Source organism: Chryseobacterium sp. MMO-72 (assembly GCF_037146035.1).
GTDB classification, from domain to species: domain Bacteria; phylum Bacteroidota; class Bacteroidia; order Flavobacteriales; family Weeksellaceae; genus Chryseobacterium; species Chryseobacterium indicum.
Genome location: NZ_JBBCWG010000006.1, coordinates 132,742 through 152,737 on the forward strand (window position 1 = coordinate 132,742; position 19,996 = coordinate 152,737).

Below are 19,996 nucleotides of genomic sequence, written 5' to 3' on the forward strand. Positions count from 1 at the left end.
AAAATGAAAAATATATTTAAACATACATTTACAAGAGTAATATTAAGTGCTTCACTTTTAGTTGCTTTTGGCTGTCAGAGAGACATCAGCGAACTTGAACCGGCAGAATATTCCAAAAATCCGGAAGTTTTTATAGATGCCTTCAGTTCAGGACTGAATTATTCGGCATTCGGAGGATCGGATGTAAAAGCATTTGATGTAGATACCCAGGTAAAATATTCAGGAACCACTTCCATGAAATTTGCCGTTCCGGATTATGGAAGTCCCGAAGGAGCTTACGCAGGAGGATCATTTTACACCTCTGTAGGAAGAGATCTTTCAGACTACAATGCATTAACATTCTGGATCAAAGCAACTCAGGCTGCCAATATAGACGTGATTGGTTTTGGGAATGATCTCGGCGAAAACAAATATCAGGTATCCCTTTCCGCACTTCCGGTGAATACCAACTGGAAAAAAGTAATTATCCCGATTCCTGATCCTTCAAAACTAAAAATGGAAAAAGGAATGTTTTTCTATTCCGAAGGTCCCGAAAACAACAAAGGATATACCTTTTGGGTAGATGAGGTGAAATTCGAAAAGCTCGGAACCATTTCCTATCAGTCAGCTTCCATCCTGAACGGAAACAACAAAACGATTACCTCTTTTGTAGGTGTAAATAATAAAATCGACGGACTTACCGCCGCTTACAGTATGCCCAACGGAGCAACACAGGCGGTGAATCTTACCCCATATTATTTCAACTTTAAAACTTCCAATACAGCAGTAGCTTCGGTAGACCAGCTTGGAAATGTAAACACAATAGGATCCGGTTCCTCCGTTATTACGGCTACTTTAGGCGGTAATACAGCAAATGGAAGCCTTACCATTAATTCTTCAGGAAGTTTTGTTCATGCGCCTGTACCTACACAGCCTTCCAATAAAGTCATTTCTATTTTTAGTGATGCCTATACCAATGTTCCTGTAGATTACTACAACGGATACTGGGCTCCATATCAGACCACACAATCGGCTGATTTTACAGTGAATAATGACCACGTTCTTAATTATACCAATTTTAATTTTGTGGGAATACAGTCCAGCAACCCGACAGTAAATGCCAGTTTGATGTCTACTTTACATTTCGATTTCTATTTTCCCAATGCTATTGCTTCCGGAGCTAATTTAAAAATTCAGGTGGTAGATTTCGGAGCAGACGGAGTGTATGGAGGAAGTGATGATAAAACGGGTGAATATACCATTGCCGGAACTTCTCTAGCTTCTCAGGTCTGGAAAAGTTTTGATATTAAACTTACTCAGTTTACAGGGCTTAGCACAAAAGCTCATATCGGGCAAATTGTTTTTGTGGGAACCAATATTTCCGGTTTTTATGCAGATAACATCTATTATTACAACGATGGAAGCATTATTCCTGCAACGCCAACTGCGGCTGCACCTGTGCCAACTCTTCCTGCGGCCGGTGTATTGTCTGTTTTCAGTGACTCGTATACCAACGTTTCGGGAACAGATTTTAATCCGAACTGGGGACAAAGTACCGCCGTTTCCCAAACAGCGATTGCCGGAAATAATACGTTGAAATATGCAGGTCTAAACTATCAGGGAACCCAGTTTGCAAGCCCGCTCAACGTTTCTTCTTACGGATATGTTCATATAGACTACTATACTGCCAATTCTACTAATCTTAATTTCTATCTCATCAGTCCGGGACCTGTAGAAAAAGCGTACGCGCTTTCCGTTCCTTCAGGAATTGGTGCCAATACCAATGGCTGGAAAAGTTTGGACATCCCGCTTTCTTCCTTCTCTCCGGTTGTACTCAGCAACATCATTCAATTCAAAGTAGATGGAAACGGAGATATTTTCTTTGATAATATTTATTTCCACAACTAAAATTTTAAAAGAACAATTATGAAATATTTACCTAAAAATAAAATTTTAAAGCTTCTGGCTGTTCCTGCATTTCTTTTTTCGATGAGTGCATGCGATCGGGAATCTGTACAGACATTGCCCGAAAGAAACTTTGAAATGGTCTGGAGTGATGAATTTAATGGTACTGCGGGAAGTCTTCCGGATAATAAAAAATGGACATTCGATTTAGGAAACGGAGACAACGGATGGGGAAATCAGGAATTGCAGTCGTATACCAACTCCACCAATAATGTTTCTTTAGACGGAAACGGAAATCTGGTGATTACGGCAAGAAAAAACGGCAATGCTTTCAGCTCAGCAAGGGTGAAAACGCAGGGACTTTTCTCCCATGCTTACGGAAAAATTGAAGCCAGAATCAAAACACCTTACGGTCCCGGAATCTGGCCTGCTTTCTGGATGTTAGGCGATAATGTAAACACTGTAACATGGCCGCAGTGCGGAGAAATAGACATCATGGAACTGAAAGGGCATATCCCGAATGTGGTCTACGGAACGCTTCACGGTCCAGGATATTCCGGCGGAAATGCAAAAACAAAAGCGTATGGATTGCAGAATGCCAGATTCGATCAGGATTTTCATGTCTTTGGCGTAGAATGGCAGGAAAACCAGATAGACTTTTTTGTAGACGGATATCTTTATCATCGGGTAAAATCTTCGGATGTTTCCGGAGAGTGGGTGTACAATCATCCTTTTTTCCTGATTCTTAATGTCGCAGTGGGAGGGAACTTCGTAGGATTTCCAACGGACAGCACCTCTTTCCCGCAAAGTATGTACATCGATTATGTAAGAGTTTACAAAGCAAAATAATTTTTTCAAACAGAAAACCTCACAGGTTTTTAAAACCTGTGAGGTTTCCCCATTAAACAACATTTTTATACCATTTTAACGAAGGAAATTTTTCCTTCGGAAGGGCTTTACAAACCAAATTCAAAAATAATTCATCAAAAATTAATTAATGCAATCCACGATTTCCCATATCGAACCTTCTTTAGAAACAATAAAAATCAACCACGAAGTTTTTTTCAAAATCTCCGATGTCGAAACGTTGCGTCCGTTTTTTATGACCATCGTCAGCGATTCCAATCATTGGATGTTCGTTTCCAGCAATGGCGGACTTTCCGCAGGGAGAAAAAACTCAGAATTTGCCCTTTTTCCGTACTACACCGATGATAAAATCACCGAATCGGCAGAAATTACCGGAAGCAAAACGATGGTTCAGATTCATAAAAAAGAGGAAATTATCGTTTGGGAACCTTTTTCCGTTCGCAATGAAGCGCAGTTTCACACTTCGAGAAATGTCTATAAAAATGAATTCGGAAACAAGATTATTTTTGAAGAAATCAACCATGATTTATCACTTGCTTTTTCCTATGAGTGGAACAACAGCAGCGAATTTGGGTTCATCAAAAAATCAAAAATCAAAAATTTAGCGGCTGAAAATCAATATATAACCGTTTTAGACGGACTGCAAAATATTTTACCGTACGGAATCGGAAGCGATTTGCAAAACCGTGTCAGCAATTTGGGCGATGCCTACAAACGTACCGAACTCGACGTAATATCCGGACTCGGAATTTTCGCATTAAGTGCCATTATCGTGGATAAAGCAGAACCAAGTGAAGCCTTGAAAGCAAACACCATTTTTTCCATTGGCACAGAAAATCCAACGTATTTGCTGTCTTCACTTCAGTTGAAAAATTTCAGAAAAGGTGAAAAAATTACACAGGAAAACGATATTAAAGGCGAAAAAGGAGCCTATTTTATTCAGCAGGAATTAGAATTAAACACAAATGATGAGAAAGAATGGTGGTTTATCGCCAATGTGAATCAGTCGCAATCCAATGTAATCGGTTGGATTGAAAGAATTAAAAACGAAAAAAATATTGCTGAAAACATCCAAAAAGATATTGATTTAGGCACCGAAAATCTCAAAAAATTAGTCGCTTCTGCCGATGGATTGCAGTTTACCAAAGACGATCTGCGAGACAGCCGTCATTTTTCCAACACGTTGTTCAACATAATGCGTGGCGGAATTTTTGATGACAATTACACCATCGAAAAGTGGGATTTTTCCAAATATTTAGAAAAAGCGAATCAAAATATTTTCAATCATTCAAAAGAAATTTTAAATAATCTTCCAGAAAAATTTAATCTTTTTGAATTAAATGAATCGTTAAAGAATACAGAAGATGCCAATTTAATAAGATTGGCTAAAGAATATTTACCGCTCAAATTTTCCCGCCGTCATGGCGATCCTTCCCGTCCCTGGAACAAATTTTCCATCAATACCAGAAGTGAAACCGACGGTTCTAAAATCCTCGATTACGAAGGAAACTGGAGAGATATTTTCCAGAATTGGGAAGCTTTGGCGCATTCCTATCCGTATTTTATCGAGGGAATGATTTTTAAATTCCTCAACGCAACGACTTTTGACGGATACAATCCGTATCGGGTAACCAAAGACGGTTTCGATTGGGAAACGATTGAAGCCGATGATCCTTGGAGTTACATCGGATATTGGGGCGATCATCAGATTATTTATCTGTTGAAATTTTTAGAATTTGCCGAAAATTATTTCCCAAATTCTTTGGAAACACTTTTAGACAAAGAATATTTCGTGTACGCCAATGTTCCGTATAAAATAAAATCCTACACCGAAATTCTGAAAAATCCGAAAGATACCATTGATTTTGATTTCGATTTGGATTCAACAATTCACGAAAGAAGAAAAGAAATCGGCGCAGACGGTGCTTTGCTCTGTGACGAAAACGGAGACGTTTTGAAAGTGAATTTCACCGAAAAAATACTCGCAACGGTTCTCGCCAAATTATCCAACTTCATTTTGGAAGGCGGAATTTGGATGAACACACAGCGTCCGGAATGGAACGATGCTAACAACGCTTTGGTTGGAAACGGAGTTTCGATGGTCACGCTGTATTATCTGCGAAGAATGATGAAATTTTTCCAGGCTGTTTTTGAAAATTCGGCGTTGGAAAACGTACAAATCTCCAGCGAACTGGTCGATTTTTACAAAAAAATACGAGAAGGTTTTCAGGAAAATTTAGCGTTGTTGGAAGGAAATATTAGCAACGAAGACCGCAAAAAAATCCTCGATCTATTTGGCGAAGCCGCTTCGGAGTACCGAAATCACGTATATCAGAAAGGATTTTGGGGTAAAAAAATAACCGTTTCGCTGGAAGGCTTAAGACGATTTACCAATCTGTCACTTCAGTTTTTGGAACATTCTATCAAAGCCAATGAAAGAAAAGACGGTTTGTATCACGCGTATAATTTGATGACATCCAATGATAAATCTGTTGCGGTTTCGTATCTCAGCGAAATGTTGGAAGGACAGGTTGCCGTGTTGAGTTCTCAATTTCTGACTTCCGAAGAAGGCTTAAAAGTTTTGGACGCATTGAAAAATTCAGCGTTGTTCCGGGAGGATCAATACAGCTATTTATTGTATCCTAACAAGCAATTGAAAGGATTTTTAGAAAGAAACAGCATTCCGGAAAATTTGGTTCAGCAATCAGCATTGCTTCAACAATTAGTTTCCGAAAAAAATACGCAAATCATCGAAAAAGATGTGTTAGGAAATTATCATTTCAATGGAAATTTCAAAAATGCAGGCGATTTAGAATTGGCTTTGGATGCTTTACAAGTTGAAAATCAGGAAAAAGCCTTGATTTTAGCAATTTTTGAAGAAGTTTTTAATCATAAAGAATTTACCGGAAGAAGCGGAACGTTCTACGGTTACGAAGGTTTAGGCTCTATTTATTGGCATATGGTTTCCAAATTATTGTTAGCCGTAATGGAAGTTTGCCAAAAAGCCATCAATGAAAATGCTTCGCCCGAAACCGTGGGAAGATTATTGGAACATTTCTATGAAATCAACGAAGGAATCGGCGTTCACAAATCTCCAGAATTGTATGGTGCATTTCCAACCGATGCGTATTCGCACACGCCATTTGGAAAAGGCGCACAACAACCGGGAATGACGGGACAGGTAAAAGAAGATTTGCTGAGCCGTTTCGGAGAATTAGGAATCGCGATAAAAGACGGACAATTGCAGTTTAAGCCCGATTTGCTAAGAAAAGAAGAATTCTTAACAGAAGAAAAAATAATCGAATATTTTGATGTACAATCTAACGCTTCATCACTGAAAGTACCTAAAAATGCTTTATTTTTTACCAAGTGTGAAGTTCCTGTAATCTATGAAATTTCGGAAACCGAAAGCGTAGAAATTTTTAATGAACAATGCGAAGCAAAAATAGAGAACAGTTTAACCATTAATCAAGAAGACTCCGAAAATATCTTCAAAAGAAACGGAAAAATCTCTTTGATTAAAGTGAAAATTAGAAAAGAACAGTTGAAATAACGAAAAAAATAATTATTGTCTGATAAAAAAATATAATTAAAAGGTCGCTCCTACGGAGCTTTTTACCGAAGAATACAAATTTCCTATTAACAGTAAGTCCCGATGGGACTAAATACAGCTCCTTTAGGAGCGTACTGTTAATAGAAAATGAAAGGGTCCAAGAATGCAAAGCTCCGTAGGAGCGACCTGTTAATCTATCTCATAAACATTTAAATGGTTGAGGTGAAAATTCTTTTTATCGGGCAACAATGAAAAAATTTCAATGATTAATGAAATTATTCCGTGTAATACCAATCCTTATTTTGACCTATTTAATGTCGTGTAACAGTATGCAAAACACAATCAAACATAAAAGTGCATCCGAAATTTTAGGAAATCCTAACTATTTGGCAATGTCTTACGGCGGTTACCGAACCAATTCCAGAAGAGTGCAACCTATCGTTTCGCAGTTGAAAGAAGATATGAAAATTCTTTCGGCGATGGGTGTGAAAATCATCAGAACGTATAATGTACATCTTCCGGAAGCCGTAAATGTGCTGAAAGCGATTAAAGAATTGCGTCAGGAAAATCCCGAATTTGAAATGTACGTGATGCTCGGAGCGTGGATCGACTGTAAAAATGCGTGGACAGGTTTTGAACCCAATCACAACGAAGAAAGCGAAAGAAACGCCTCTGAAATTGCACACGCTGTAGAATTGGCGAACGAATATCCGGAAATCATTAAAGTCATTGCAGTAGGAAACGAAGCGATGGTAAAATGGGCAACGGCTTATTACGTGCAGCCTTCCGTGATTTTGAAATGGGTGAATCATTTGCAGGATTTAAAGAAAAAAGGCGAGTTGCCAAAAGATTTGTGGATCACGAGTTCTGACAATTTTGCAAGTTGGGGTGGTGGCGACAAAGACTATCACACGAAAGACCTCAATGAGTTGATAAAAGCAGTCGATTATATTTCGATGCACACCTATCCGATGCACGACACGCATTACAACCCGGTTTTTTGGGGAATTTCGGAAGATGAATTTCAATATTCCAAAGAAAAACAATTGGATTTGGCGATGAATCGCTCCGTGAATTACGCAAAATCACAGTACAATTCGGTGAAAAAGTATATGCAGAGTTTAGGCGTAGATAAACCAATTCATATTGGCGAAACCGGTTGGGCAACATTCTCCAATGAGCTGTATGGAAGCAACGATTCTAAAGCAGTAGACGAATACAAAGCCGGAATTTTTTACCACAAAATGCGCGATTGGACGAATGAAGCGGGAATTTCCTGTTTCTATTTCGAAGCGTTCGACGAACCTTGGAAAGATGCCGGAAATTCAGGCGGTTCGGAAAATCATTTCGGATTGTTTACCGTAGATGGAAATGCAAAATATGCGGTTTGGAATTTGGTGGATGAAGGCGCTTTTAAAAAACTAAAACGGGACGGAAACACCATTCAGAAAACCTTTAACGGAAATCTGAAACGATTGTTAGATTCTGTGGAAATGCCTCCACACCGCGAATTTGAAAAACAATTGTTGGAAACGAAATGATAATTTTCAGATGATTCAAAAAGGTAATGCTCTCGCAGATTTATCTAATTGGGCAGATTTATTTAAACTTTTTTAATCTGCGAAATCTGTATAATCTGCGAGATAAAAAAACATTTGGAAAACAAATCCAAAAATATGAAAACAAAAATCTTACATATCGCCTTAATAACCAGTTTGATGATGAGTTGTCAATCTCAAAAATCGTGGAAAGCGAATATCTACGAAACCTCGGCAAACGGAAATCAGTTAACGAAAATAATTGCAGGAAAACCTGCTGAAAATTCAGTTAAAATCAAACTCAATCCCGAACATAAATTCCAGAAAATTACGGGATTTGGTGGTGCTTTTACCGAAAGTTCTGCGTATTTGCTCAACCAATTAAGCAAAGCAAACCGGGAAAAAGTGTTGCAATTGTATTTTGGGGAAGATGGAGCCAATTATTCTTTAACCAGAACCACGATTGCTTCCTGCGATTTTTCTCTGAAACATTACACCTACGCTCCGGTTGCAGACGATAAAGAACTGAAACATTTTTCGGTACAGGAAGATATGAACGATTTGGTTCCGATGATTAAAGAAGCGCAGAAAATTTCAAAAAATGGGTTTAAAATACTGGCTTCACCGTGGACCTCACCGCCTTGGATGAAAGATAACAATGCGTGGATCAACGGAAAATTATTGCCGAAATACAACGAAACCTTTGCACTCTATTTTTCAAAATATTTAACTGAATATAAAAAACTGGACATTCCGATTTGGGGAATTACTGTAATCAACGAACCCCACGGAAACGGCGGAAACTGGGAAAGTATGTTGTTTACCCCAAAAGAAATGACCGATTTCGTGGAAAATTTCCTTGGTCCGAAATTAGAAAAAGACGGCTACGGAAACGTAAAAATTTTCGGCTACGACCAAAACCGTTCTGAACTTAAAAACTGGGTAAACGAAATGTACCGTTCCGAAAAATCTTCCAAATATTTTGCAGGAACAGCCATTCATTGGTACGACAGCACCTATAAAATTTTTGAAGACGAGCTGCAATATGCACATCAGAAAAATCCGTCAAAACACTTAATTCAAACCGAAGCCTGCATAGACGGCGATATTCCGAAATGGAAAGATGATTCGTGGTATTGGAGCGCAGAAGCGACAGACTGGGGATTTGACTGGGCGAAAGAAGAAGAAAAATATCTGCATCCGAAATACGTTCCGGTGTTCCGTTACGCAGGAGATATCATCGGCTGCTTGAACAATCAGGTAGATGGCTGGATCGATTGGAATATGGTTTTGGACAAAAACGGCGGTCCGAATTGGTTTAAAAACTGGTGTGGCGCACCGATTTTGGTAGATCCCGAAACAGACGAAGTGTATGTAACGCCTTTATACTACACGATGGCGCATTTCAGCAAATTTATTCGTCCCGAAGCGGTAAGAATTGGTTTTGAAAATCCCGATTCTGATTTAAAAATTACAGCTGCTAAAAATCCCGACGGTTCGGTTGCGGTGGTAGTTTTCAACCCATCAGAACAGGCAAAAAATATAGAAATTTCCTTAGAAAATCAAAAAATTCCGATTCGCATCAGTGCAAAAGCACTGCAAACGGTTCATTTAACTTTTTAATTAAAAAAACACACAAGAAAAATGGCAGATCAAATCAAAAAACCAGCGAATAAAGTTCCAATCGGTCAGAAGGTCGCTTTTGGGTTGGGAATGTTGGCGAACCAGATGTTTCCTGCAATGATCGGGATTTTCACCGTTGTGTTGGTAGAGAAACTCGGCTTTAGCGGATTTTTGTTAGGCTTAACCTACTTTATTCCCAAGTTTTATGACGCTTTGTTTGATTTGATCATGGGATATGTAAGCGATAATACCAAATCGAAATGGGGAAGAAGAAGACAGTATGTTTTAGCAGGAGCTATTATTTTAGGGATTTCGTTTGCTTTGATGTGGCAGTTGTATGCTGAAAATGGTGTTACGTACAATTTTTGGTACTTTTTGGTGGTTTCACTTATTTTTTATTCAGGACTCACCATCTTCAGTATTCCTTATGTAGCAATGGGTTACGAAATGAGCGACGATTTCCATGAGCGCACCAATATTATGGCGACTTCTCAGTTGATTGGTCAGTTAGCTTGGGTGGTTGCACCTTGGTTTTGGGTAATCATGGCAGATCAGTCCTTGTTTCCATCTAGTGATGTTGCGGTAAGAACTTTGGCGGTTTATGTTGCTATTGGTTGTGCCATTTTAGCGGCAATTCCGGCATTTTTTATTCCAGGCAAATCGACACTCCACGAAAACTACAGCCCGATTGATTTGAAAGGAATTTTAGGAAGTTTTGGTGAAATCAAAGAAGGATTAAAAGCTTCGGTAGAAATTAAACCGTTCAGAAAAATATGTATTGCTACTTTTTTAATATTTAATGCATTTCAGACTACAGCCGGATTTTCCTACTTCATCATCAAATATTATTTGTTTAAAGGAAATGAAGAAGGATTTGGATTATGGCCCACTTTATTCGGAAGCGTAGGTGCGATAATCACGACCGTTGTAGTCATTCCTATCGTAGCAAGAATGTCGAAAGTAATGGGGAAGAAGAAAGCATTTTTGGTTTCTCAGAGCATTTCAATCGTGGGTTACATTTTACTGTATTTACTTTTCGTTCCGGGCAAACCGTATCTGTTTCTGTTTGCGTTGCCGTTTTTCTCCTTCGGAATCGGGAGTTTGTTTACCTTAATGATGTCCATGACTTCGGATGTAATCGATATTGATGAACTCAACACAGGAAAAAGAAGAGAAGGAAGTTTAGGCGCCATTTATTGGTGGATGGTAAAATTCGGAACCGCTGTTGCGGGCTTATTAAGTGGGATGATTCTTTCTCTGGTCGCTTTTCAATCCAATGCCGCTACACAAACCGATGAAACGATGTTTTGGTTAAGAATTTTCTTTGTTGGAATTCCGATTCTTGGAACTTTGACTGCCATTTGGACCATGAAAAATTATGATGTAGATGAAGCAAAAGCCAGAGAAGTAAGAGATTTGTTAGAAAAAAGAAAAGCCCCAAAACCTTCAGGATACGGTGCCAACAATGTTTTGGAAGGAATGAAACTTACCGGACTTTCCAGAGCGCAATTGCAACAGAAATTCTCACAATATTATTTCCCGACGGTCGATTACACCCATATTGAAAGTATAAAAACCGAATTTTCAACGGTTTTCAAAGCCGGAATGAGCGGAATCTGTTTCAGCGTCTTTAACGAAAAACAATTTCCGGGAGACTTCATCAACGAAGAACAGATCAAAAAACGCCTCGAAATATTAAAACCTCATACGCAATGGATCAGAGTATTTTCTTCTACTCACGGACACGAAAATATCCCGAAAATCGCCAAAGAAATGGGCTTCAAAGTGTTAATGGGAGCTTGGATTGGCAAAGATGATGCAGAAAATCAGCAGGAAATTCAGTCTTTAATTCAATTGATCAAAGAAGGAAATGTAGATATCGCCGCCGTTGGAAACGAAGTGCTTTTCCGTGGCGACCAAAACGAAGAAACTTTATTGGGTTACATTCAACAAGTTAAAAATCAAACACTGAATGTTCTTGTAACGTATATCGATGTATATTATGAAATCATTAACCACCCGAAATTGGTAGCGGCAAGTGATAAAATTTTAATTAATTGTTATCCTTTCTGGGAAGGCGCATCCATAGACCACGCCGGAATGTATTTGCAGGAAATGTATCATCAAACCCAAAAAATTGCAGGCGGAAAAGAAATCATCATCGCAGAAACTGGTTGGCCAAGTAAAGGTGAAGCCGTACAACATGCAGAACCATCTCCCGAAAATCTGATGAGATACTACATCGAAGCCCAGAAATGGGCATCAAAAGAACAAATTAACCTGTTTTATTTCTCTTCTTTCGATGAGTCATGGAAAATCCATTACGAAGGTTGGGCAGGAACTTCGTGGGGATTGTGGGGTGCTAATGAAAAATTCAAATTTTAAAAAAAGATATAAGACTAAAAGACAAGAGATATTAGACTAAATCATCATCTATCAATCATCATTTATCACAACTATAATCTAAGAACATGTCATACAGAGCAGAGCAGTATTTATCCTTACCCAAGCAAAATCAGGATAATTACATTCAAGGAAAAACCGAAACCGAAAAAAAAGATTTGTTCAGAGAAATTCTGTACAACGGCGTTCACGGCTTTTGTTTCAGTTTATACGAAGACGGACAAAAACCCGGTGACATCATTTCCGAAGAACAGGTTCGCCGAAGAATGGAAATCCTGAAACCACACACTTCGTGGGTTCGCTCGTTTTCCTGCACCGAAGGCAACGAACACATCCCGAAAATCGCCAAAGAATTCGGAATGAAAACCTTGGTCGGAGCGTGGCTCGGAAACGATCCCGAAATCAACGAAAGAGAAGTGGAAGGATTGATAAAACTTGCCAAAGAAGGTTTTGTAGATATTGCAGCAGTCGGAAATGAAGTAATGTACCGCAAAGATTTGTCCGAAGACGAGTTGCTAGATTTTATTAATCGTGTAAAAAAAGAAATCCCCGAAATTCCGGTAGGTTACGTAGATGCTTATTATGAATTCACGATAAAACCAAGAATTACCGAAGCTTGCGATGTTATTTTGGCAAACTGTTATCCGTTTTGGGAAAGTTGTCCCGCCGAAAACTCGCTCAATTATATAAAGCAAATGTATGAGCAGGCAAAACAGGCAGCCAATGGAAAACCAGTCATCATCTCCGAAACAGGTTGGCCAAGCAAAGGAGAAGAACTAAAAGGTGCTTTTCCATCAGAAAAAAATGCACTGGATTATTTCATCAGTACCCAATTGTGGTATATGGACGAGGAAATCGACTGTTTCTACTTTTCCTCTTTCGATGAATCCTGGAAAATAGGTCCCGAAGGCGAAGTCGGCGCACATTGGGGAATCTGGGATAAGCACGAAAAGTTGAAGTATTAATGAGAGGGAAGATGGAAGTCGGAAGTTGGATGTTGGGTGATGGATGCTGGAAGAGGGAAATTTTTTTGGGCAGCTTAATCCGCCTTCCGTTCCCGCTTTTTTGCTCGTCGTTCCTCCTCACAAAAAGAGCTGCACTCAAGTCGGGCTGCGAGAGATTCAACGCAAAAACCTTGTCAGGGTTTCAAACCCTGACAAGGTTAAGAACAAAAAAAGAAAACACTCCGTAAGAGTACTATCTGTGTAGCAAAAAAGAATGATGCAAAATCAGAACTCCGTAGGAGTTCAATCTTTTAAAGTCATTTTAAAAATAAAAAAGTTAAAAAAAGCCCTGAAAGGGCGACATCAAAAGCATAGGGTGAAGCCCTATGAAATACGAATAAAATCGAAAAGAAAGCCACAAAGTGGCGACATCATTATAAAACAAAAATATCTGCGAAAATCTGCGTATAAAATCTGCGAAGATCTGCGGGAATAAAAAAAATATTATGATCAAAAAATTACACCATATCGTTTTATTTCTTTTCAGCACACTCTATTTGGCGCAGGTCGATGTGGTGTACAATGATCTGGTCTGGTCCGACGAATTTTCCACCAACGGAGCGGTTGACAATACCAAATGGTTTCATCAGACCCAATTGCCTACAACAGCAGGTTGGTATAATAATGAGCAGCAACATTACACCAATCTCATCACCAATTCTTTCGCCAGCAACGGGGAACTGAATATTGTTGCTAAAAAAGAAACCTTTACCGATCAGGGGTATACCAAAAATTACACTTCAGCAAGATTAAATTCAAAATTCGCCTTTAAATACGGCAGAATAGACGTTCGGGCAAAAGTTCCGAAAAATCAGGGAACATGGCCTGCAATCTGGCTTTTAGGAAAAAATGTGAATGAACCGGGTGGTTATTTCGCTTCTACTTTCGGAAATACCAATTGGCCGGCTTGCGGAGAAATCGATATGATGGAATACGGAATTTTCCCTTCTGCTCCTGATAACTTTATTCAAAGTACTTTGCATACGCCGTCTTCGTCAGGAAATTCTGTCAACCATGGCGGAATGTTGGCTTCATCAGATATTACCGCCAATTATCATATTTATTCGATGAACTGGTCGCCGAATCAAATAACATTTTTGTTAGATGGAGTAGCGTATTATACCTATAATCCTTCCGTAAAAAATGCATCAACCTGGCCTTTTGATAAAGAACAGTATCTGCTGCTTAATATTGCAATGGGCGGTGTTGTAGGAACTATTCCTTCCACATTTACCGATGCTTCGATGATTATTGATTATGTGAGAGTCTATCAAAACACTACTCCGGATACTGTTGCGCCCACTCAATTTACGGCGACTGTTGGAGCGGTAACTAGCGATTCCGTAGAATTATTACTGAATGCAACCGATAATTTTGGAGCAATTACCTATCAGATTTCGGGTGGTACGACACAAACGGTTTACGGTACATCAGGAATACAGAAATCTGTGATAATTTCAGGTTTGAGTCCAACAACCAGCTATACATTTATGGTTTCAGCAAGCGATGCAGCAGGAAATACTGCGGTCAATAATCCCATCACGGTAAATGCAACCACTCTTTCCAATATCAATACCGCTTGCAGCGGAACCTCTACTTTAGCTTCGCAGGGAGCATTTTCTACCGGATACAAATACGACTTCCAAACCATTGGAACCGATGTGAAAATTACGTTTGAACTTTTAGATTCCGATAAAACAGGTGTTGTAGCTTACTTATGGAAACAAACCCCTTTTACAGAAACCCCGATGACCAATGTTTCCGGAAAGAAATTTTCTGTTACCATTACAGGACAAACCGCGGGTTCTACAATTAATTATGCGGTGAAGTTTGCCTACGCAGGAGGAATGTCGGTGACCAAATATTATTCTTACGTAGTTGGCGATACGTGTATTTCTCTGGGAGTTACAGATTTTTTAAAAGCCAAAGAACTGCTTTATCCCAATCCTGTTGAAAATAGCCTGAATCTGAGATTACCTGAAAACAAAAATACGGTTACACTTTATGATTTTTCAGGGAAGAAACTTTTTGAAAAAAATGTGGGGACGACTTTGGATTTAGATTTTAGTTCCTTTACAGCAGGTACTTATTTAATCAGAATTGAAAATTCCAAAGGAGTCAATACATATAAAATCGTAAAAAAATAAGACAAAAAAGGATTCGCGATTTTTAAGAACATCATTTCTGAAAATTAACAGTCAACAATAATACTAATTTTTAAAACTTTATAAAGATGAAAAATTTATCTCTTTTTCTAATGCTTTTGGCATTTAGTTTTGGCTTTTCTCAGCCAACAACTAATGCACCTACACCTACAAAAGCCGCAGCGGATGTGATTTCCATATTCAGTGATGCCTATACGAATGTTGCTACGAACTATAATCCGAACTGGGGACAGTCCGGAAGTGTGAACACATCTTTTCAGGCGGTTTCGGGCTCCGGAAACAATATTCTGGTGTATTCTAATTTTAATTATCAGGGAACAGATCTTACCACACAGAATGCTGCGGCGATGGAATATCTTCACATTGATGTATGGACAAATACTGCAGGAGCCGTGCTTAAAGTTTCGCCTATCAATAACGGAACGGGAGCCAGTGAATTTTTAGTGAATGTTCCTCTTACCAATGCAGGATGGAGCAGCGTGGATCTTCCAAAATCTGCATTCACGGGAATGACGTGGAATTCCGTTTTTCAGCTGAAATTTGACGGGCAGTCCGGAGCAAATCCTTCAACCATTTATCTGGATAATATCTATTTCTGGAAAAATCCGGTAAATCCGGCGGCAGATGCCACATTAAGCGATCTGAAAGTAAACGGAACCACTGTTACTGGCTTCAGCTCTGCCATTGTTTCTTACACTTTGGAATATCCGCAGGGAACCACGGCGGTTCCACAGATTACGACAGCTACAACTACCAATGCAAGCGCAACAAAAGTCATTACCCAGGCATCGGCAATTCCGGGTACGGCAACTGTTCTGGTAACCTCACAAAACGGATTGGTAACCAAAACGTACACGGTAAATTATGTGGTTTCAGGACCTAACGTAGCGGCTCCGACTCCTCCTGCGCGGGCAACGACGGACGTAATTTCAATGTTCAGCAATGCGTACACGAATATTCCGATTGATGCGTGGTCTGCGGTTTGGGATGATTCCAGTATTTTAGATATTCAAGTAGCAGGAAACGATACTAAAAAAATTATTTTTACCAATTTCTTAGGAGTGGATTTCAGCGGAGCCGGACATCATATCAATGCAACTAATTTCACCCATTTCCATATGGATATATGGATCGACAATAGTGTGGATCTGGTAGGAAAAGTATTCAATCTCAAACTTTCACAATGGGGAGGAACTTCCGGTGAGGTTTCTGCTCTGGAGCTTCCGTTGAATGCAGGAAGTACACCGGCTTTGGTGAAAGGGCAATGGCTTTCTATCGATGTTCCGTTGAGCAGTTGGACGAATAATGCTGCAAGAAATGATATCGCCCAGTTTGTGATTACTTCCAACATTGGAACGGTTTATTTTGATAATCTCTATTTTCATAAAGCTACAGTGTTGGGAACCAATGAAGTTGCCATTTCCAAAAGCTTGAGAGTTTATCCTAATCCTGCGAATGTCGGTGAAACAATTACGGCAGAAAGTAAAGTGAAAACCATCGGAGTGTATACTTTATCGGGACAAAAAGTAAAAAGTGAGAACTCAAATACCATATCCACACAAGGATTTGCTAAAGGAATGTATATTTTGAAAACCACGACAGATAAAGGGGAAGTTCAGTCTTCTAAAGTTATTGTAAAATAATTAAATACATCCATACATTATAAACGTGCGTTAGCAAAAGCGGGCGTTTTTTCTTAAATTTTGTTTATATTTGGAAGGATGCTAAAATATTTTTTCGCTTACTTTTTATTGTTCCTGAGTTTTTTTTCAGATGCGCAGAGCATTTTGGAAAAAGGGATGCCTTTTGTGCAGAATTATTTGCCCGAAAATTATGGGAATCACGGTAAAATCTGGGATATTAAATCTGCAAAAAACGGCATGATCTATATGGCTTCCGAAGACGGACTTCTGGAGTTTGACGGTAAAACATGGAGCCATTTCAAGAGTTACCGAGGATATACAAGATCATTGTACGTTGCCAATGATTCTACCATTTACGCCGGTGCAGATATGGATTTTGGAGTCTGGAAGAAAAATAAATTCAGAAAATTCAGCTTTACTTCACTGTATCCTTACAGAAAGAAAATAGGTGGTGTGAATGAAGAGTTTTGGGGAACGTATCAGATTAAAAATCAGATGGTTTTTGTCTCTCATCAAAACATTTATATTTCTTCGTATAAAAAGCTTACCAAAATTTCTGCACAGTCCAGATTTTCCAACAGTTTTTTTGTGAACGGAAGATTATTTCTTGCCGATGAAAAGAAAGGACTGTTTGAATATGACGGCTCACAGTTAAAGCTTATTTTTCCTTTTACAGATAATAATCCGTTAGACATCAGTGGTGTATTTATCAACGGCAATGCTTTACGGATTGTAACTAAAAACAAAGGGATTTTTGAATGGAATAATGGCAAACTTACCCCGCTGTCATTTGAAGTTTCTCCTTCTCTGATCAAAGGTAAAGTTTTCAGTTTTATCAATCTGGGAACTCAGTATTATGCTTTCGGAACCATACTCGACGGAATTTACATCACGGATCTGAATGGTAAAATCATTCAGCACATCAACAAAAGCAAAGGGCTGCCGAATAATACGGTTTTGTGTATGCATTACCAGAAAAACGGAAAACTTTGGTTAGGTCTGGATTATGGAATTTCTTCGGTAGATATTAAAAATGATATTACGTATTTCTATAGTCAGGATGATGATTTCGGAACGGGTTACACAGCCGCTTTTAAAGACGATACTTTCTTTTTAGGTTCTAATCAGGGATTGTATTTTACAGACTGGAATGAAATGGGAAATCCGCGTTCCGGTACTTTTTTACAGATGATTGAAGGATCGGAAGGACAGGTTTGGACGCTTAAAAATATTGACGGAAATCTATACTGTGGCCACGACAAAGGTCTTTTCGTACTGGATAAAAATAGTCTGAAAAAGATTAATAACGAATATGGTGTTTCTGCAATTACTCCTTTCAGAAAAGACTATGTTTTAACAGGGAATTATTCCGGAGTTTTTGTTTATAAAAAAGAAAATAATACGCTGAAATTCATTAAAAAGATGAATTTAATCGTAGGAGCGGTAAGCCAGATCGAAGTGGAAAACGACCATACAATCTGGATCAACATTCCTAATTACGGTATTCTGAGGACGACTGTAGATGATAATTTTAATCCGGTTAACCGTCAGATTTTTCCGGACAATAATTTTAAAGGAAATCTTCCTGATATTTACAGAATCCATCAGAAGATCAAAATATTCACAACTGCAGAACAGTATGATTTTAATAACCGGAACAATAAATTTTTTCCTGCTACAGACAAAATACAGCTTCCGGTAATCAGCGGAAAACTTCCCGGTTTTTATATTCCGCAGAAAATATCCACAGACTACAATTTTTTTCCTGTATACAATGGCTTTGCTTTAGAAAAACTGAATCTTCAGAATAAGGAAAGATTCAGTTCCGGACTTATTTTCAGAAAAGCGGAAATGTTTAACAACACCGGAAATTTTGATCTGGAAAACCAGCAGCAGCTTCCTTATCGCTTTAATAATCTCCGCTTTGTATTTTCACTTCCTAATGAAGATGCAGTAGAATATTCATATTTTTTAGATGGATTTTCTAAAGACTGGTCTGTTTGGAATTCTGAAAATAAAATAGAGTTTCTTGGTCTTAAAGAAGGAACATACAGTCTTTTGGTAAAAGCTAAAATCGGAAAACAGATATCTGACGTAAAAACATTTACCTTTAGAATCAATCCGCCTTGGTACAGAAGCCTGTATAGTTATGTTGCTTATCTTCTTATGATCGCTGGTTTATTTTATTTCCTCAAAAGATATCAGGAAAATAAACTCAAAAAGCAAAAACTGGAACTCCTGAAAAAAGAGCAGAATGCGCTCCGTGAACAGGCAGAAAAGCACAGGCAGGAAATGATTCTTGAAAAGCAAAAGCAGCTTGAAAACGAAAAAAATAACCTCAAGGAAGAAATTAAAAGCAAGACCATAGAACTTGCCACCAAAGCCAAAGAGGATGAGGATAAAAACCGTCTTCTTTCCACCATTAACGAGAAAATACTTGAAATAGAGAATAACCCTAATATTTCTAAAATAAGACTCGGAGAAATCCGCAGAACCCTGAAAACCTATCTGGAAACAGACGATCACACCTTCGAAATCCAGATGGATGAACTGCATCAGGAATTTTTTAAGGCAATGAGGAAGAAATTCCCGAATCTTTCCATCTACGATCTGCGTTTATGCGCGTATCTTAAAATTGGTCTGAATTCTAAAGAAATGGCAGATATTTTTCAGGTATTGCCTTCCAGTATCAATGTAAGCCGATCCAGACTGAGAAAAAAACTCGGGCTGAAACCGGAAGATGATCTGTTTGATTTTCTGAATAATTTAGAATAGATTTCTAAAAATATGCTTACCTAAATTCTGCCCATGATTAAATTTTTCTTCTGAATATCATTCAGAAACTTTTTCCTGTAACAATTATTGAAATTTTATTAGGTTTATAATCAGTGGTTTATGGTCTTTTTTGTGAAAATTAATATTTTTTTTAAAAATTTTTCCAACGCTTTTCCATTTTTCTGCATCTATATAAATAGAGATGATTAAAAAGTACTTCGGATATACTGTAAAATTAAATGAGGTAACCAACAAGTTCATGTGATTGTGGTTTTTTAAGAATTTGTTCAGGTTTTTCCCGCAGATGAAGCAGATCAGTATTTAATTAAGGCTTATAAAACAATGATCTGAGATTTTAATCAATTTAATTAGATAAAAAATAGATTGTCAGTCTGCGGGATTTTTTTAGAAAAAAAGAGGGTTAAAACACAATAAAAATGTATGTGGAGGAGTTAAAGTAGTGATCGATGTATTATGAAGAAGATTGAGTTTGGAGCGTCTGCAGAAATGTGGACGCTTTTTATTTTTAATTTTGTTGAAT

The 19,996-nt window shown here is 38.3% G+C and carries 10 protein-coding genes; all 10 read left to right on the forward strand.

Going from position 1 to position 19,996, the window contains the following annotated elements; translation table 11 throughout:
* Positions 1-3: 3 nt before the first annotated feature.
* The 10 genes from WFH39_RS10560 to WFH39_RS10605 all read left to right on the forward strand — a co-directional run bounded on the left by WFH39_RS10560 (position 4) and on the right by WFH39_RS10605 (position 19,455).
* Entirely contained in the window at positions 4-1,887 is a 1,884-nt protein-coding gene (locus WFH39_RS10560) for a glycosyl hydrolase family 16 (RefSeq protein WP_336689866.1), read from the forward strand.
* 18 nt (positions 1,888-1,905) lie between these two features.
* Entirely contained in the window at positions 1,906-2,733 is an 828-nt protein-coding gene (locus tag WFH39_RS10565) for a glycoside hydrolase family 16 protein (RefSeq protein WP_336689867.1), read from the forward strand.
* Positions 2,734-2,881: 148 nt separating this feature from the next.
* Positions 2,882-6,304 (forward strand): hypothetical protein, encoded by a 3,423-nt coding sequence (locus tag WFH39_RS10570; protein ID WP_336689868.1) that lies wholly within the window; start codon positions 2,882-2,884, stop codon positions 6,302-6,304.
* Between the two features lie 329 nt (positions 6,305-6,633).
* On the forward strand, positions 6,634-7,845 hold the full coding sequence (locus WFH39_RS10575; protein ID WP_336689869.1) for a glycosyl hydrolase family 17 protein: 1,212 nt from the start codon (positions 6,634-6,636) through the stop codon (positions 7,843-7,845).
* 135 nt (positions 7,846-7,980) lie between these two features.
* Entirely contained in the window at positions 7,981-9,465 is a 1,485-nt protein-coding gene (locus WFH39_RS10580) for a glycoside hydrolase family 30 protein (protein WP_336689870.1), read from the forward strand.
* Positions 9,466-9,486: 21 nt separating this feature from the next.
* Positions 9,487-11,850, forward strand: a complete 2,364-nt coding sequence (locus WFH39_RS10585) for an MFS transporter (protein ID WP_336689871.1) — start codon at positions 9,487-9,489, stop codon at positions 11,848-11,850.
* An 86-nt stretch (positions 11,851-11,936) separates the two neighbouring features.
* Positions 11,937-12,833 carry a glycoside hydrolase family 17 protein gene (locus WFH39_RS10590; RefSeq protein WP_336689872.1) on the forward strand — a complete coding sequence of 299 codons (897 nt, stop codon included), beginning with the start codon at positions 11,937-11,939 and terminating at the stop codon, positions 12,831-12,833.
* Between the two features lie 485 nt (positions 12,834-13,318).
* Complete coding sequence (locus tag WFH39_RS10595; RefSeq protein ID WP_336689873.1) at positions 13,319-15,019, forward strand: family 16 glycosylhydrolase; 1,701 nt, start codon at positions 13,319-13,321, stop codon at positions 15,017-15,019.
* Between the two features lie 86 nt (positions 15,020-15,105).
* On the forward strand, positions 15,106-16,680 hold the full coding sequence (locus WFH39_RS10600) for a T9SS type A sorting domain-containing protein (protein ID WP_336689874.1): 1,575 nt from the start codon (positions 15,106-15,108) through the stop codon (positions 16,678-16,680).
* 78 nt (positions 16,681-16,758) lie between these two features.
* The gene (locus WFH39_RS10605; RefSeq protein ID WP_336689875.1) at positions 16,759-19,455 is read left to right on the forward strand and encodes a triple tyrosine motif-containing protein; all 2,697 of its coding nucleotides are present in this window, start codon (positions 16,759-16,761) and stop codon (positions 19,453-19,455) included.
* Positions 19,456-19,996 lie beyond the last annotated feature (541 nt).

Coding starts and splice junctions, on each gene's coding strand:
- WFH39_RS10560 (WP_336689866.1), top strand. CDS start 4: ATGAAAAATATATTTAAACATACATTTACAAGAGTAATATTAAGTGCT.
- WFH39_RS10565 (WP_336689867.1), top strand. CDS start 1,906: ATGAAATATTTACCTAAAAATAAAATTTTAAAGCTTCTGGCTGTTCCT.
- WFH39_RS10570 (WP_336689868.1), top strand. CDS start 2,882: ATGCAATCCACGATTTCCCATATCGAACCTTCTTTAGAAACAATAAAA.
- WFH39_RS10575 (WP_336689869.1), top strand. CDS start 6,634: ATGCAAAACACAATCAAACATAAAAGTGCATCCGAAATTTTAGGAAAT.
- WFH39_RS10580 (WP_336689870.1), top strand. CDS start 7,981: ATGAAAACAAAAATCTTACATATCGCCTTAATAACCAGTTTGATGATG.
- WFH39_RS10585 (WP_336689871.1), top strand. CDS start 9,487: ATGGCAGATCAAATCAAAAAACCAGCGAATAAAGTTCCAATCGGTCAG.
- WFH39_RS10590 (WP_336689872.1), top strand. CDS start 11,937: ATGTCATACAGAGCAGAGCAGTATTTATCCTTACCCAAGCAAAATCAG.
- WFH39_RS10595 (WP_336689873.1), top strand. CDS start 13,319: ATGATCAAAAAATTACACCATATCGTTTTATTTCTTTTCAGCACACTC.
- WFH39_RS10600 (WP_336689874.1), top strand. CDS start 15,106: ATGAAAAATTTATCTCTTTTTCTAATGCTTTTGGCATTTAGTTTTGGC.
- WFH39_RS10605 (WP_336689875.1), top strand. CDS start 16,759: ATGCTAAAATATTTTTTCGCTTACTTTTTATTGTTCCTGAGTTTTTTT.